General features: G+C 31.2%; 14 protein-coding genes. 11 read left to right on the top strand and 3 right to left on the bottom strand.

Features of this window, described 5'->3' with window-relative positions:
* The first annotated feature begins 6 nt into the window (after positions 1-6).
* From ACZYT4_RS09465 to ACZYT4_RS09440, 6 genes are all read left to right on the top strand, one after another.
* Positions 7-780, top strand: a complete 774-nt coding sequence (locus ACZYT4_RS09465; RefSeq protein ID WP_463785040.1) for an EFR1 family ferrodoxin — start codon at positions 7-9, stop codon at positions 778-780.
* The gene (locus ACZYT4_RS09460) at positions 777-1,358 is read left to right on the top strand and encodes a histidine phosphatase family protein (protein ID WP_463785038.1); all 582 of its coding nucleotides are present in this window, start codon (positions 777-779) and stop codon (positions 1,356-1,358) included. Before ACZYT4_RS09465 ends, ACZYT4_RS09460 begins: the two co-directional genes overlap by 4 nt.
* 18 nt (positions 1,359-1,376) lie before the next feature.
* A complete protein-coding gene (locus tag ACZYT4_RS09455) occupies positions 1,377-2,747 on the top strand; it encodes an MATE family efflux transporter (RefSeq protein ID WP_463785037.1) in 1,371 nt (456 codons plus the stop codon).
* A 117-nt stretch (positions 2,748-2,864) separates the two neighbouring features.
* Complete coding sequence (locus ACZYT4_RS09450) at positions 2,865-3,488, top strand: 4Fe-4S binding protein (protein ID WP_463785035.1); 624 nt, start codon at positions 2,865-2,867, stop codon at positions 3,486-3,488.
* A 1-nt stretch (position 3,489) separates the two neighbouring features.
* The gene (locus ACZYT4_RS09445) at positions 3,490-4,365 is read left to right on the top strand and encodes an SIR2 family NAD-dependent protein deacylase (protein WP_463785033.1); all 876 of its coding nucleotides are present in this window, start codon (positions 3,490-3,492) and stop codon (positions 4,363-4,365) included.
* Positions 4,352-5,131 (top strand): protein-ADP-ribose hydrolase, encoded by a 780-nt coding sequence (locus tag ACZYT4_RS09440; protein ID WP_463785032.1) that lies wholly within the window; start codon positions 4,352-4,354, stop codon positions 5,129-5,131. The genes ACZYT4_RS09445 and ACZYT4_RS09440 overlap by 14 nt, the downstream gene beginning before the upstream one ends.
* 43 nt (positions 5,132-5,174) lie before the next feature.
* Here ACZYT4_RS09440 and ACZYT4_RS09435 read toward each other — a convergent pair whose 3' ends face one another.
* Entirely contained in the window at positions 5,175-5,648 is a 474-nt protein-coding gene (locus ACZYT4_RS09435; RefSeq protein ID WP_463785030.1) for a glutathione peroxidase, read from the bottom strand.
* A gap of 155 nt (positions 5,649-5,803) precedes the next feature.
* Between ACZYT4_RS09435 and ACZYT4_RS09430 the strand changes: the two genes are divergently transcribed.
* The 3 genes from ACZYT4_RS09430 (at position 5,804) to ACZYT4_RS09420 (ending at position 8,327) form a co-directional block, all read left to right on the top strand.
* Positions 5,804-6,262: a MarR family winged helix-turn-helix transcriptional regulator gene (locus tag ACZYT4_RS09430; protein WP_463785028.1), complete on the top strand. Its 459-nt coding sequence runs from the start codon at positions 5,804-5,806 to the stop codon at positions 6,260-6,262.
* Positions 6,252-7,604 (top strand): MATE family efflux transporter, encoded by a 1,353-nt coding sequence (locus tag ACZYT4_RS09425; RefSeq protein ID WP_463785026.1) that lies wholly within the window; start codon positions 6,252-6,254, stop codon positions 7,602-7,604. Before ACZYT4_RS09430 ends, ACZYT4_RS09425 begins: the two co-directional genes overlap by 11 nt.
* Before the next feature lie 72 nt (positions 7,605-7,676).
* Positions 7,677-8,327 carry an HAD family hydrolase gene (locus tag ACZYT4_RS09420; protein WP_463785024.1) on the top strand — a complete coding sequence of 217 codons (651 nt, stop codon included), beginning with the start codon at positions 7,677-7,679 and terminating at the stop codon, positions 8,325-8,327.
* Between the two features lie 337 nt (positions 8,328-8,664).
* On the opposite strand, the gene ACZYT4_RS09415 is transcribed toward ACZYT4_RS09420, so the two are convergent.
* Both ACZYT4_RS09415 and ACZYT4_RS09410 read right to left on the bottom strand, forming a co-directional pair.
* Positions 8,665-9,522 carry an HAD family hydrolase gene (locus ACZYT4_RS09415; RefSeq protein WP_463785023.1) on the bottom strand — a complete coding sequence of 286 codons (858 nt, stop codon included), beginning with the start codon at positions 9,520-9,522 and terminating at the stop codon, positions 8,665-8,667.
* Between the two features lie 192 nt (positions 9,523-9,714).
* Positions 9,715-10,473: an HAD family hydrolase gene (locus ACZYT4_RS09410; protein WP_463785022.1), complete on the bottom strand. Its 759-nt coding sequence runs from the start codon at positions 10,471-10,473 to the stop codon at positions 9,715-9,717.
* A 119-nt stretch (positions 10,474-10,592) separates the two neighbouring features.
* On the opposite strand from ACZYT4_RS09410, the gene ACZYT4_RS09405 reads away from it, so the two are divergent.
* Positions 10,593-11,921 carry a glycoside hydrolase family 32 protein gene (locus ACZYT4_RS09405; protein WP_463785020.1) on the top strand — a complete coding sequence of 443 codons (1,329 nt, stop codon included), beginning with the start codon at positions 10,593-10,595 and terminating at the stop codon, positions 11,919-11,921.
* Between the two features lie 35 nt (positions 11,922-11,956).
* On the top strand, positions 11,957-12,832 hold the full coding sequence (locus ACZYT4_RS09400; RefSeq protein ID WP_463785018.1) for a helix-turn-helix domain-containing protein: 876 nt from the start codon (positions 11,957-11,959) through the stop codon (positions 12,830-12,832).
* Positions 12,833-12,930: the final 98 nt, after the last annotated feature.

Raw genomic sequence — 12,930 nt, 5'->3', positions numbered from 1 at the left:
AAGAGGATGATTTTTTACTATACTGCAACAGGAAACTGTTTGTATGTCGCAAGACAAATAGAAGATAATGTCTACAGTATTCCACAAGAATTAAAAAAAGAAAATCTTGAGTATAAAGATGATAAAATTGGTATTGTTGCTCCAATATATGCTGGAGAATTACCTCAGACAGTCAGACGTTTTATAGAAAAAGCAAAGTTTGATACATCTTACTTTTATATGTTGTTAACATATGGAAATAAAGACAGCGTTGCAGGTGTATGGAGTGAGAAGTTTTGTAGAAATCATGGAATAAAAGTTGACTTTATTCAAACAGTTTTGATGGTTGACAATTATTTACCTTCATTTGATATGGATGAACAGATGGCCATGAATAAACATGTCGATGAGCAAATTCAAAAAGCCAAAAAGAAAATAGACGAGCGTCAACAAAGCATTCCCCAACCAACACAGGAAGGCATAGAAGCTTATCAGATGGTCAGCCAAAGATTTGCTTTGCATCCTGAGCTGAATAATGGCGAAACAATTCAAATGACATTAAGGTGTGTAGGATGTAGCATTTGTGAACAGGTTTGCCCAATTGGAAATATCAAAATGGTCAATGGAAAAGCTCAAAGGATTTCTAAAACATGTGATTTCTGCTTGGCATGTGTTCAAAATTGCCCATTTCTTGCGATTGATTTAAAGATTGATAAGAATCATTCAGCAAGATATCGTCATCCAAAAATAACATTAAAAGATATTGTACAATCAAATCATCAGGGAGGAATAGAAAAATGAAAAAAACACTTTATTTAATGAGACATGGACAAACATTATTTAATTTACAACATAAAATTCAAGGATGGTGTGATGCACCATTAACACCATTAGGAATTAAACAGGCAAGAATTGCAGGAGAATATTTTAAAGATAATAAGATTCAATTTGATCATGCTTATTCTTCAACAGCAGAAAGAGCCTGTGATACTTTAGAAATTGTGACAGATTATCAAATGCCTTATACAAGAGTGAAAGGATTAAAAGAATGGAATTTTGGTGTTTTTGAAGGAAAAGATGAATGTTTAAATCCACCATTACCTTATGGAGATTTCTTTAAAGCATATGGTGGAGAAGGAGAAATGGAAGTTAGAGAAAGAATGTCTAAGACTTTAACTGACATTATGAATCAGGAAGATCATCAGATTGTTTTGGCTGTTTCTCATGGAGGAGCTTGTGCCCAGTTTTATCGTGCCTGGGAAAAATATGCAAAAGTTGAAAAGAAAGAAAGATTCTATAATTGCTGTATTTTAAAGTATGAATATGAAGATGGTATCTTTACATTAGTTGATATTATCAATAAAAATGTCACTGAGTAGAAATGGAAGTGAAGAGTGATGGATAATGTCAAGAAAAAGAAGTTCTTTCAGGCTGATGTTGATTTAATACATGGACCTATTTTTCAATCATTGATTACTTTTGCATTGCCTTTGTTTGTTTCCAATATTTTTCAACAATTATATAATACTGTAGATACAATGGTTGTTGGAAACTATTTGGGAGATGTATCTCTAGCTGCTATTGGATCATGTACTTCAATATATGATTTACTTGTTGGGTTTGCTTTAGGAATTGGAAATGGTTTAGCCATAGTGACTGCCAGAAGCTTTGGTTCTTCTGATAGAGAATTGTTAAAGAAATCAGTAGCTAGCTCCATAGTCATTGGAATTGTTGTATCCGTTGTTTTAACGACTATTGGAATGATTGGTTTATATCCTTTATTAGAGATTTTAAATACACCTGTAGATATTATTCAAGAAGCATATAGTTATATTTCAGTTATTGTTTTATTTATTATTGTTATGTTTGCATATAATTTATGCGCTGGTTTAATGCGAGCTATTGGAAACAGTGTGATGCCACTTGTTTTCTTAATTGTTTCATCATTACTGAATGTTGTATTAGATATTTTATTTATTACAACTTTTCAAATGGGAATTCAGGGTGCAGCCGTTACGACAGTGATTTCTCAAGGTGTCTCTGTTGTTTTGTGCATCATTTATATGATTAAGAAAACACAGATTTTATTACCATCAAAGAAACATTTTCAGGTAGATAAAGATTTATATAAAGAATTACTAGGACAAGGTTTCTCCATGGGATTTATGAGTAGTATTGTCTCTGCTGGATCAGTGATTCTACAATATGGTATTAATAATTTAGGATATTTGATTATTGCGGGACATACGGCTGCTAGAAAGCTCTATATGTTCTTCAATATGCCTTTTACTGCTATGGCTTTAGCTATATCAACTTTCGTATCACAAAATCGTGGAGCAAATCAGAGAGAAAGAATCCAAAAAGCCATGAGATATGCATATATTTATGATGTTGTGATGGCAGCAATTGTGACAGTTATTATTTTGTTGTTTGGTTCAAGTCTTGTGAAATTAATTTCAGGATCTAGTGAAAGTGTTGTTTTAGATAATGGAACACTCTATTTAACAATTGTTGGTCCATTTTATGCCATCTTAGGAATTTTGATGCAGACACGTTATGCTCTGCAGGGCTTAGGACAGAAATTATTGCCACTTATATCAAGTGTTATTGAATTTGTGGGAAAAGTTATCTTTGCATTCCTCTTTATTCCTCAATTTGAATATATGGCTGTTATATTCTGTGAACCAGTTATATGGTGTGTGATGTGTGTGCAACTTGTTTATTCTTTATATACAAATCCTTATATGAAGGGAATTAAAGAAGATTAGAAAATGCCATTTTTGGCATTTTTTAATAAATTAAGTTGTAATGATTGACATTACAATAAAACAGGTTATATTTCATATATAAAATGTAATGATGATTATTACAACTGGGAGGCTGTTATGACGACACATGAAATATTAAAAATTTTACAGGAAGAAATTCATACAGTTATTGTAGCAACTGTTGATAGTCAAGGGATTCCTTATACTTGTGCTATTGATTTAATGCTTTTAGAAGATGAAACGCTTTATTTTTTAACGGCTAGAGGGAAATCATTTTATCAAAGATTGATGAGTCATCCCAACATTGCTTTAACAGGATTAAAAGGTGAGGATACGATGTCTTCTATAGCGATTTCATTAAATGGTCGCGTTCGAAATATAGGTCATGAAAAATTGAAAGATATTTTTGAAAAGAATGCTTATATGAATCAAATTTATCCTCATTTAGAGTCAAGAGATGCTTTGGAAGTCTTTCAAATATATGAATGTCAAGGTGAGTATTTTGATTTAAGCCAAAAACCTATTTTCAGACAAAGTTTTTCAGTCGGCAAAGAAATATCAAGGCAAGGATATCAAGTGACAGATCAATGTATAGGATGTCAAAAGTGTTATCAGGTATGTCCACAAAGATGTATAGATATCAGTGTCAAACCAGTTATGATTCAACAAAATCATTGTTTGCATTGTGGTAAATGCTATGAAGTGTGTCCAGTGAAAGCTATTGAGAAGGTAGGTGTTTGATATGTTTGTTGATGATTATACTATATCCATAAAGAAGTTGACTAAGGCTATTCAGACATGTGAAGCTATTGTTGTTGGAGCAGGGTCAGGACTATCTACTGCTGCAGGTCTAACATATTCTGGTGAAAGATTTGAAAAATATTTTGCGGATTTTATTGAACGCAATCATTTACAAGATATGTATTCAGCTGGTTTTTATCCTTATCAAACTTTAGAAGAATATTGGGCATATTGGTCTCGACATATTTATTATAATCGTTATGTAGATGCCCCATTCAACACTTATCAATTGCTTTGGCAACTTGTCAAAGATAAAGATTATTTTGTGATTACAACGAATGTGGATCATCAATTTCAAAAGAATGGTTTTGATAAAAAAAGACTGTTTTACACTCAAGGAGATTATGGTTTATGGCAATGCTCTAAGGCTTGTCACCAACAAACTTATGATAATCAAGATATTGTCATTGAAATGCTTCATCAACAAGAAGATATGAAAATTCCTTCTTCTTTAATTCCTTATTGTCCAAAATGTGGAGCCCCCATGACTATGAATTTAAGATGTGATCAGACATTTGTGCAAGATATGGGATGGCATCAGGCCTTATCACGTTATGAAGAGTTTCTAAAGAAACATCAACATTCCAAAGTCCTTTATCTGGAATTAGGGGTTGGAGGTAATACACCAGTTATTATTAAGTATCCTTTTTGGAATTATGTACATCAAAATAAAAAAGCAATCTATGCCAATATGAATTTAAATGATGTTTATTGTCCTAAGAATATTCAAAAACAATCCATATTAATAGATAGTGGTATTCATGATACACTTATAAAATTATGGGAAGAAATGGGGAAAGAGAATGAATCAGATTGAAAGATTAACTTTTCTAGTTCAATATTTATTAGATGAAAAAAATATGAAAATTGATATTCCAGAAGAACATCAAGATTTATTTGATTTGTATCGTGCTTTGGTCAATGTGAGAGAAGCTGGAGAAGTTTCACAGGAGTTTTTAAGTATTCAAGATGAAATGTTGCAGGAAGAAAATATGAAGAAAGGAATTGTCTCTTTTGAAGATAAGATTGATCAAATGATTATCTGGCGTGGAGATATCACACGATTAAAGGTTGACGCTATTGTCAATGCTGCCAATAATCAGATGGAAGGATGCTTTGTGCCAGGTCATCAATGTATCGATAATGCCATTCATACTTATGCAGGTGTACAGTTAAGAAATGATTGTCATCACTTGATGCAGCAACAAGGTTACTTGGAACCTACAGGTCAAGCTAAAATCACAAAGGCTTATAATTTACCTTCTCAATATATTTTACATACAGTAGGACCGATAATAAGAGGAACTGTCACTCATAAGGATGAGGTGTTGCTTGCATCTTGCTATGAAAGCTGTCTGAGACTCGCTGAACAATATCAAGTTAAATCCATAGCGTTTTGTTGTATTTCAACAGGAGTCTTTCATTTCCCTCATAATCGAGCAGCTCAGATTGCTGTTGCAACAGTACAGAATTATCTTAAACATTCAACAATTGAAAAAGTGATTTTCAATGTTTTTAAAGAAGAAGATGAAAAAATATATAGACAATTACTAGATAAAAAAGATTCACCCGTTATCATATGAGTGAATTTTTTTATCTTTATATTTAATTGTAAAAAATGTATTTTTAAAGAAGTTCAATGATATGATTTTCAATTTCATAGGGTGTCACTAATGGTTCAAATCTTTCAATGACGTGACCTTCACGATCTAATAGAAATTTAGTAAAGTTCCATTCTATTCTTTGAGATAAACCTGGTTTTTGATGCTCTTTTAAATATGTATAAACAGGAGATTCTAAAGGACCATTAACATCAATTTTTTTGAATTGAGGAAAGCTCACACCATATGTATCAGCACAAAAGGACATGATTTCTTCCATTGTCCCAGGAGCTTGTTCACCAAATTGATTACATGGAAAGTCTAAGATCGTAAATCCCTGTTCATGATATTTTTCGTAAAGGTCTTCTAAATGATCATATTGTTCGGTAAATTCACATTCTGTAGCTGTATTGACAATCAATAAAACTTGCCCTTTATATTTTGATAACTTTTCCTTTTGATTGTAACTATTCATAACTTCTATATCATATATATGCATTTTTATCACCATTTTCAATATATCAATTTCAACTTCAAAAGTCAAAGAATGTACTTGATAAAATATTAAGTAAAATTCATAATAATTTATTGACATATTATCATAAACGGTTTATTATGTAACTGTTCAAAAACGAACAATAGGAGGCGCCACATATGATTGTTCATACGAGACAAGGTGATAAGAAGTATTTTAGTTTAGGCATGCATACATTTATTATTAAAAAATATAATTCGTTATTTGAGGAATTATTAAAAAAGTATAATATTAGTCAAATTGAAGTTGATGTATTGGCTTTTTTAGCTAATAACCCTGAATATCAGTATGCACAAGATATAGCTAAAGTCAGAGGCATTTCGAAAAGTCATGTCTCAATGGCTATTGAAAAATTAGTTAAACGTGGATATATTAGTAGAAATCCAGATCCACAAAATAGACGTTGTAATGTTTTGCGTGTTGAAAAGGAAGCTCAAAATATTGTTAAGGACATCCAAAATATTCAACATTCTTTTAATCAAATGTCATTTCAGGATCTTTCTTTGGATGAAATCGTTACCTATCATGAAGTTTTACAGAAGATTTATCATAATCTAGGAGGTGGTCATGGTGAATGAACGATTAGAAAATGAAAAAATATCAAAATTACTTTTCTCTATGGCATTACCTGCAATTTTAGCACAATTAGCAACATTGATTTATAATACGGTTGACCGCATTTATATTGCAAGATTAGCTGATGGAGCATTAGGAATTGCAGGAATTGGGCTATGTACTTCAGTCATTACAATTATTACTGCCTTTACTAATCTTTTTGGACGTGGAGGTGCTCCATTGGCATCTATTCGTCTTGGGGAAAAAAGACCAGAATTGGCTGAAAAAATATTAGGAAATTGTTTTTCTAGTTTAATTATTTCATCAATTATTATTATGCTTATTCTACAATTTTTTGGAGCCCAAATTTTAACTTTATTTGGAGCAAGTGAAAATACTTTACCTTATGCTATGGATTATATGCGTATCTATAGTTTAGGAACTATTTTTGTTCAGTTAAGTGTAGGCTTAAATTATTTTATTAATGCTCAAGGATATACTAAATATGGAATGTTAACATTACTTATTGGTGGTATTTTGAATATTATTTTAGATCCTATATTTATTTTTGTATTTCATATGGATGTAGCTGGAGCTGCTATTGCAACAGTGATTTCACAGTTTGTTTCATGTGTTTGGGTTATGAAATTTTTATGGGGAAAACAGACAACAATTAAAATAAAAAAAGAACATATGAAACTTGATTTAGAGATAATGAAAAAAGTTGTAGGATTAGGTTTTTCACCATTCTTTATGAATGCTACAGAAGGTGTTTTGCAGGTTTCTTTTAATCGACAATTATTATTTTTTGGTGGGGATATAGCTGTAAGTGCTATGACCATTATGTTATCAATGAATCAGATTTTACAGTTACCAATGGAAGGAATTGCTCAAGGAACACAACCTATCATTAGTTATAATTATGGTGCTAAAAATTATGATCGTGTGAAAAAAACAATTTCTTTGGCTATTAAAGTTTCACTGATTTATTCTGTTATCGGTGTTTTGTTGATGGAATTATTACCTGGTTTCTTTGTTCGTCTATTTGCAAACGAACCTCAACTTATTGAGCTTTCAAATCAAATGTTAAGAATTTATATCTTTGGTTTTATTATAATGGGTGCTAACTCTACATATCAGCAAACATATACATCCTTGGGATTTGGAAAACGTTCGTTTTTCTTTGCATTTTATCGAAAGATTATTTTATTGATTCCTTTGATTTATATTTTACCACTCTTGATTCCAAATGGCGTCTTTGCTGTTATGTTAGCTGAACCATTGTCAGATTTGATTACAACAATAACAAATACTTTTGCATTCCGTTCATTTATGAAAAAGAATTTACAGACTGAACTATCATGATCTCATGATGGTTTTTTCTTTAGAAAAAGATAGGAATATGATAAAATGAGAAAAAAGAATGTGAGGGATAGTATGAAAAAAGCAGTTATATTTGATATGGATGGACTAATGATTGATAGCGAAAGGGTAACATATAATGAATATGTCAAGAAGTTAGAGCAATTAGGTCGCTATGATTTTACAGAAGAGCTTTATAGAAATTGCTTGGGTAAAAATAAACAGGGGATTTGTCAGGTGTTTATTGATCATTATGGAGAAGACTTTCCTATGACAGAAGTCTGGAATGATGTTCATGTATGGATTGATGAAAGTTTAAGACAATATGTTCCTAAAAAGAAAGGGTTAGTAGAATTACTAGAATACTTAAAAGCAAATAATTATAAAACAATTGTGGCAACATCAAGTGGGAGAACACGTGTTGATGAAATCTTAAAAAATGCAGATTTAACAAAATATTTTGATGATACAATTTGTGGAGATGAAGTGACTCATGGTAAACCTCATCCAGAAATCTTTTTAACAGCATGTCAAAAACTGGATGTAAAACCAGATGAAGCTTTGGTTTTAGAAGATAGTGAAGCTGGTATTTTAGCAGCACATGACGGACATATTGATGTGATTTGTGTCCCTGATATGAAATATCCAGAACCTCAGTTTGTTGAAAAAGTGACAAAAATTGTTGATTCATTAGATGAAGTAATTGATTATTTAAAAGCACAATAAAAGAAGATGTCATAAAGTAGAGTTAATGTGAATGAACATCTATAATGACAAAGGGTATACAATTACTGGAATCTAGATTATTGTGAGTGCAATCACACACCAAATAATTGAAGAGTTATGAAGATAGAGACTCTATTTGAAGTACAAAGGACGTTAATGAATGCGTCCTTTTTTATTGGTCATCTAAAATAAGTTCATCTAAAAAAGTAAGATGAATCAATTATTTTGATATTTTTAAAAGGGTACCAATTTTCAATTGAACCAGTACCTTAACTTAATCCTTAAAATCTTATATCATTCTTATTGACTATAATTATCATTTCATAGTTTTGATTATCTATTTTGTTGGAAATTTATCGCCTTCGATGAGTCCAAAATGTACAAAGGCATTATATAGACCATCCTGATCAACATCGTCAGTAACATAATCAGCCATAGCTTTGATTTCGTCACCACCACTACCCATGACTACACCAACATGACAATATTCCAACATTGGAATATCAATTTTAGCATCACCAAAGGCGAGGGTATCTTCTATGCTGGCATGAAGATATTTCAGAAGTTCATCAATTGCATGAGCTTTAGTAATGTTTTTAACACCTAAATCACCAAATAAAGCAACTTCTCCTTTTCCTCCCCAAGTACCTGCTTTTAAATCAGGAAACTCTTTAATAGAATCCAAATGATCTTGATAACTATTTAAAATAAAGCTGACTTTATTTAAATCATCACGATATAATTCTCCACCATAAATCATATCAGGGAAGATATCACGAACTGTTAACTCATCAGCGTTATCTTTTCCTTTTCTTTTACAATATTCCTTAATAACAGGATTGCCTTTTTCTTCAAAATTTTCACTTGCAAATAAACCATTATTACTTTCAAGATAAAATTCTAAATGTCTGGATTTCAGCCAATCAACAATATGATGGCATTGTTCCAATGTAATAAGTTGATGCATCACAACATGTCCTTGATGTTCTACATAGCTTCCATTACCTTCAATCATCCCATCTAATCCAATATTCCAAATATAGTCATAGACTTCACCTTTACTTCTTCCTGTGCAGATATACACTTTATGCCCATTGGCACGAGCTTGTTGGATGGCAATGGCAGCAGATTCAGGTAATTTGTTTTCATAGTCTAATAATGTTCCATCAACATCAATAAATACGATTTTACTCATTTTTTTCACTCCTTTGCTTTGATACCTTTATTATAGAAAACAATATATACAAAGCTATATGTTTTTATGAAATAGAAAAAATATGCAGAAAAAAAGATATGAACTTCTATTTTCATGAAAAAAATTTATCATATAAAAAATATATCTCTCATAATAAAAGAGATATATTTTGTCAAACCAATAAACAAGAAATCATAATTCTATTTTGTGATTATGTTTTAAACAGGCAATCGCTTCAGCAACACTATGCACATGATACTGGGCAATATCTTTTAATGTTTGAGGGGCATCTACAAAAGTGATAGGAATATCAACATTTGTCAGCATAGGCAAATCGTTATAGGAATCACCAATACCAGCTAAGCTTGTGATTTGATAATATTCCTTGATCTTTTGTAAGGCAGCACCTTTAGAACATCCACGAGGAACAATATCAATGGAATCAGTATTTTGAAATCCTTCAATGACTGGATAGAATTGATTGATTTTTTGTGTTTGCTGATATGCTATTTCTTCATCGTGAAAAACTAGAGATATTCCTAGAACAGAATGTTTAATATCATAAATATTAGAAAATAAGAGACACTCATCATCAGGAAATTCTTTTTGTGTTTTATATGTTTGATAATCATCAGAGTGAATAATAATGATAGATTGATGATGATATTGCTGATAGAGTTGATGAATGGTTGTATCTAGAATTGTTTGTTTATAAAGAATGTTATAATCACGATTTAAAATCAAAGCACCACTGGTGATAATATAAAAATCAGGCTGAATATTTTCAAATAATTGAACAACACCCTGATAGGGACGTCCACTGCATAAACCAAAGAGATGTCCATGACTTTGATAGTTATGAATAGCCTCGCAATCTTCATCAGAAATATGAGGATTTCTTTCATGAAAAAATAAAGTACGATCGATATCACTTGCTAGAGCTTGCAACATAATAAACACCTTCTTTCTTTATTTATTTTTATTTTATATCATTTTATGCAAAATGAACATCTTAAAATCTTTGTCATCATCTTAAAAAATGTTATGATACATATAAGGAGGATAATATCATGAGACCAAAAATACATTTTACAGCCCCTTATCATTGGATTAATGATCCCAATGGTTTAATTTATTATCAAGGAAAGTATCATATTTTTTATCAACATTTTCCATATGAGAATTTTTGGGGAACCATGCATTGGGGACATGCGACAACTGAAGACTTTCTTCATTTTCAACATTATCCCATTGCCTTATATCCATCAAAACTTTATGACCATAATGGCTGCTTTTCGGGTTCAGCTATTGAAAAAGATGGAAAGTTATATCTTTATTATACAGCTATTCGTTATGCGAAAGAAAATCCTGAATATGTGCATATTCAATACAGTGATGATGATTTAATTGCATCACAGGCATTAATGATATCTGATGATGGATTCCATTTTGATAATAAAGATGGAAAACAAAAGATTATTGATGTTATAGAAGATGAAACATTAGGGGATGTCAGACATACAAGAGATCCTAAAGTCTGGAAAATGAAGGATGGTAAATATGCTCTTATTGTAGGCAGCAAAGTTCCAAGTGAGACAGGATATAGTGGAGAAGTTTTATTATATGAAAGTGAAGATGCTGTTCATTTTACATATAAGAATCGCTTTTTAGATGATCGTATTGGAGATATGTGGGAATGTCCGGATTTATTTGAAATTGATGGACAATATTTTATGATTTTCTCACCTGAACATATCAATCAGCCACCACAACCTGACAGCAATGCTGTTATTATGCCTGTAAGCTTTGATGAGGAAACGATGACAATCACCAAGCAGGGTGATTATATGTATCTGGATTATGGTTTGGATTTTTATGCACCGCAAACATTTTTAGATGAAAATCATCAACGTACAATGTTAGGATGGATGCGTATGCGTGAGCCAGTCAAAGGTGAACCATGGACAGGATTGTATATTTTACCAAGACATTTGACTTGTCATCAGGGTCATATTTATCAATCTATCCATCCGCATGTTCAAAAATATTTTAACAAGAAGGTAAAACAAGCTCATTTAAAACAACCATTTTATATGCATGTACAATGCAATGATCAAAGCTATATCAATTTTGGAGGTATGAAACTCTATATTGAGAATGATTGCCTTGTTTGTGATCGCCAACAAGTATCTATTGTTCATGAGAAAGTATGTCAGATCAATGCAACACCAAAATTAAATCAACAATATAATTTAGAAATCTATTATGATTATCATATTTTTGAGATTTATATCAATGGTGGATATTATGTGTTGAGTCAACTTGTTTATGATTTAAGTGATGAAATGACTTTTGATAATGTTGATATTCAAGAAATTAGAGTCCATTCTCATAACTGAAAATGATTGGTTTTATAAAGAATTAAGGTGATTGTATGTATATTGAAACGCAAACACAATATTCACAATTTGAAAGCGACGAATTGACTGATTTATTAGGAAAGATGACGTTTCAGATTAATAATTTTGGTTTATGGCAGAGTCAAAAAGATACCAAAGCCAGTTACATTTCCAATGATATAGAAATTGTATATTATAAAGAAGGCGGTTCTACTACCATTGTGGGTGATAAGAAATATATCTGTCCTCCAGGAAGTTTTTTAATTATTGAGCCATTTCAATTAAATACATCTATTAATGAGGGTTATGATCGTTATGCTTATTACTACTTTCATTTTGATATTGAACCAGCTTACTTAAAACATGCCTTTCTTTCCTTGTTAATGAAATATGGTCATGTTATAGAGGCATATGAAATTGATTATACAGAAATGTTTGATCGTTTATATTTGGAAGCTCAAAGAAAAGAGCTGGGATATTCAAGTATTATTACTTCAGCATTAATCCGATTACTTGTTCAAATGACAAGAGCTCAATTAAAAAGAGGTCAAGATCATTCTATAGAAATTGTTGAATCTCCTTATATCCAGCTGGTGAATGAAGCTATCCAATACATTCAAGATCATTTATGTGAATCTATTCGTGTCACAGAAATAGCGCAGACTTTAGGTGTTTCTACAAGTGTCTTATATAAGGCATTTATGAGTGTTTTGGACATACCACCTGTAAAATATATTCATCAGCAGAAAATTCAATATGCACAAAAACGTCTGATGTTTGATCGAAGTGTCACAGAGATTGCACAGGAACTCGGTTACTCATCTGCCTATCATTTATCAAAAACATTTAAAAAAATTGTAGGTGTGAGTCCTAAAGATTATAAAAAAGCTATCAGAACACCTAAAATGTAAAATAGAAGAATAGAGTTTCTCATTTTATAGAAATGGGAACTTGTGAAATAAAAAACATATACGAAAAAGTATATGTTTTTTATTGAAAAGAGTATGTT

It is taken from the genome of Massilimicrobiota sp. mt181, assembly GCF_055420065.1.
Note: the sequence above shows the minus strand (reverse complement) of the source record. Positions and strands in the feature narration are given on the sequence as shown.